The following is a 3,393-nucleotide window of genomic DNA, read 5'->3' as shown; positions in this document are numbered from 1 at the left end:
GGACGACTCGGTCTACCGTGGCTTGGGCGGCAAGGAAGGCATCCACAATATCGTCGAGAATTTCATGGCCCTGGTGCTGGCCGATCCGCGCATCAAGGATAGTTTTTCCGACTCCGACATTCCCGAATTGAAGAAGCGTCTCGGCCAGCACTTCTGCGAATTTGCCGGTGGACCTTGCGTCCGCAAAAAAGAGAACCGAGACTTACATTCGATTCATGAGGACTTGAAGGTTAACGACTTCCAGTTCAACGCCTTGGCAGAGGATCTGCAAATCGCGATGGAACAGGCGCATGTACCGGCCAGCGTGTCCAACAAACTGATGGCCAAAATGGCGCCGGAGCGCGAGGAGATCGTCACCAGCCGCCGATCGGAAGAGCACATGTTCGAGATGGGCAAGCTGCTGGCTACTGGCGGCGTGTCGCAAGTGGAAGGCGCGGGCGGTGGCGGCATTGTGCCGTGGGCGCTGATTACCAGCTACGGCACGCGCGACAGCTGGGGCGCCAACGCGCACTACACCTACATCAAGACGCAGGACTATTCGCTGAAGACGTATGGCGTGGCGGTCGGCATTTTCGATCGTGTTGAACTTTCATTGGCGCAGCAGCAGTTCGAAGGCGACCTCGCGCCGCTCGATCAGTTGAGCATCAAGCAGGACATCTTCGGTGTCAAGGTCCGCGTGGCTGGCGACGCGCTCTACGAACAGGAATCCTGGTTGCCGCAGATTGCTGTGGGCGCGATGTACAAGAAGAACAAGGGCATTGATGGTCTGGGCGCGCTGGGTGTGAGCAGCGTGAAGCAGCTCGGTGCGAGCGACGACAAAGGCTATGACTATTACGTGTCGGCCACCAAGATCCTGCTTAAACAAAGCCTCCTGCTGAACGCCACGCTACGCTCGACGCGCGCTAATCAGATGGGCATTCTCGGCTTCGGCGGCGAGCTGCATTCCGGCCGCCGCATCGAGCCTGAAATCTCGGCGGCCTATCTGCTGACGCGCAAGCTGGCCGCCGGCGCTGAATGGCGCCGCAAGCCGCACAATCTCGGTGTGGACAATGAGAAGAATTACTATGACGTCTTTGTCGCCTGGTTCCCCAACCGGAATTTCTCGTTGACGGCGGCGTACGCCAATCTCGGCGACATCACCATTTTCAACCCCAAGAAGCAGGACGGCTTCTACATTTCCGCGCAAGTTGGCTTTTGATGAAAACCCAATACTATTCCGCAGCAAGCCTGGACGGCTACATCGCTACCCAAGACGATTCCCTGGAGTGGTTGTTCTCGCTCGGGCATGTCAGCGAATCCAGTTATCCCGAATTCATCGCCGAGGTAGGCGCCATCGCGATGGGCTCGACCACCTACGAATGGATACTGCGGAATGGTGACGAAGTCGCGAAAGAAACCGGTTCGCCCTGGCCCTACTCCCAGCCCGTGTGGGTCTTCACCAGCCGCGAACTCGCGCCGGTGACCGGCGCAGACATCCGCTTCGTGCGCGGCGACGTGCGCCCCATCCACGCCGACATGGCGCGCGCCGCGGACGGCAAGAACATCTGGATCGCCGGCGGCGGTGACCTCGCCGGCCAGTTCTATGACGCCGGCCTGCTGAATGAACTCATCATCCAGGTGGGCTCCATCACGCTCGGCGAAGGCAAGCCGCTCCTGCCGCGCCGCATGGAGCGCCCGATGCAGCTGACCTCCGTAACGCAATACGGCGCAGGCTTCGCCGAGCTGCGATATCAGATCGTGTATGGCGTGTAAGTAAAGCCGTTGCCGATGGTGCCGATCAGCGCCGCCTGATTTTCCGGGCTCTCGCCGAAGAAGGCCAGCACCTTGGCTTGTGTGCCGCCGCCGGTCGTCAGGTAGTCCATCCAGAATTTCACACCGTCGGCCTCGCCCGCGCGATGCAGAACGTTGTGGTACAGCTTATCCACGAAGTCTGCATTGCTTGGGTTGGTGCCGTACAGTGTTTTGAATTCCGGGCTGGCCATGAACTGCTGGGCGGCGTCGTTCAGCGACATGCCTTTGTCCATGTAGGCAATCCAGAATCCGAGACCGCCAGAATCCGGTGCACGGTTGAAGGCCGCCTGGTACAGACGGTAGGCTTGTCCACCGACGCCGCCGATGTCCAAGGCAACGGTCGCATCGCTGAACTGCACGCGCTCGACGTTGGTGAGAATGTCATTGAGGCCGCTCGCATTGGCATGCACGGTGTAGGTACCGGCTGACTGCGTCACCGTATAGGCGGAACGGGCGCCACCGAGAATCACGGTATCGATGCCGTCGCCACCAGTAATCTGGTGGCCGTCATCGATGAGCGAGATGCGGTCATTGCCGCTGCCGGCATCCACCGACAGCCCACCGCTGCCGCCGCGCACCAACACGTTGTCATTGCCGGCACCCGACGCGATCACCCAGGGCGTTGGCAGCTGCGCGGGCAGCGTGATGTTGAACGTGTCGTCGCCGCTCCAGTTGCCGCCGTTGGCCAGCAATTGCTTATCGAAGGAGGTCGCCGAGTTAACCTCGATGGAGGCGCCGCTGACCGCAACGGCGCTGCCATCGGTGTACTGCTGCGAATAACCGTTCATCACACCGGACACCGCAGTTGCGCTCAGGCCTTTTCCAATGGATTCGGCATTCCCGGAGATGTCGAATGTGCCCGTGACGCTGCCGTTCTTGAGGAATTTGTCGGCATGGGCGGTCATGCTCGTGACGGTGCCGGAGAAATCGCCGTAAATATTTTCCGAGATATTGCCGAAGAACTGCAGCCCCTGGTTGCCGATATCGACTGGATAGAGACGATTGGACGGTAACAGCAGGGAGTCGATGCTGGCGCTGGTGATAGTGCCGCCGGTAGGCTGCAGGCTTGCCGTACCATTGCTGGAGAGACTGTAGTTGTAGGTGAGGTGGCCGTTGAGGGTCGTCCTGAAATTGGCAGGCCAGTAATCGGTCACCGTGGCCGCGTAGGCCGTGCCGCTCATCGCATTAGGATCGGCAAACACCACGCCCGAGTAATCCACATATGCGCCGTCTAAATAGGCCAGGTGGGCCGAGTTAAGCGACACGTTGACGCTGGAAGTGGCAATGTGCGCCGCCGTGAAGCTCTGAGCCAGCTAGCTGATGGAATCAAAGACTTCCGAGGTGGTGTAGCCCTGGAAGCCTATATTTTCCTTCTCGGCGATATTAAGAGCGGACTGAGTGAAGCTGATATTGACGTTGGCCACGCTAACCCCTTTTTTGGCAAGTCGAAGTTAATTTTTCGACAATTTTGCCATATAAGGCTGAGCTGCGTATCGCCTCAGCCTTGCAGGGTCTTTTCCAGCAGCTTGTGGAGTTCGGCGAATTCGGGCTTGCCGACGTAGCGCTTGATGATACGGCCTTGCTGGTCGATGACGAAGGTGG

At 59.2% G+C, this 3,393-nt stretch carries 4 protein-coding genes; 2 read left to right on the top strand and 2 right to left on the bottom strand.

Annotation, left to right across the window (positions count from 1 at the left end):
• The first annotated feature begins 64 nt into the window (after positions 1–64).
• Both AB4Z11_RS27095 and AB4Z11_RS27090 read left to right on the top strand, forming a co-directional pair.
• Positions 65–1,198, top strand: a complete 1,134-nt coding sequence (locus AB4Z11_RS27095; protein WP_442028942.1) for a DUF3034 family protein — start codon at positions 65–67, stop codon at positions 1,196–1,198.
• Positions 1,198–1,752 (top strand): dihydrofolate reductase family protein, encoded by a 555-nt coding sequence (locus AB4Z11_RS27090; RefSeq protein WP_442028940.1) that lies wholly within the window; start codon positions 1,198–1,200, stop codon positions 1,750–1,752. The genes AB4Z11_RS27095 and AB4Z11_RS27090 overlap by 1 nt, the downstream gene beginning before the upstream one ends.
• On the opposite strand, the gene AB4Z11_RS27085 is transcribed toward AB4Z11_RS27090, so the two are convergent.
• Both AB4Z11_RS27085 and AB4Z11_RS27080 read right to left on the bottom strand, forming a co-directional pair.
• A complete protein-coding gene (locus AB4Z11_RS27085; RefSeq protein WP_442028939.1) occupies positions 1,731–3,056 on the bottom strand; it encodes a DUF4214 domain-containing protein in 1,326 nt (441 codons plus the stop codon). The genes AB4Z11_RS27090 and AB4Z11_RS27085 overlap by 22 nt on opposite strands.
• A gap of 233 nt (positions 3,057–3,289) precedes the next feature.
• Positions 3,290–3,393, bottom strand: a 104-nt coding sequence (locus AB4Z11_RS27080) for a TlpA family protein disulfide reductase (protein ID WP_442028941.1), incomplete at its 5' end; no start/stop codon positions are given.

Source organism: Pseudoduganella sp. RAF53_2, from assembly GCF_052113985.1.
Lineage (GTDB): Bacteria > Pseudomonadota > Gammaproteobacteria > Burkholderiales > Burkholderiaceae_D > Rugamonas.
This window is presented reverse-complemented; position numbering and strand designations above follow the sequence as displayed.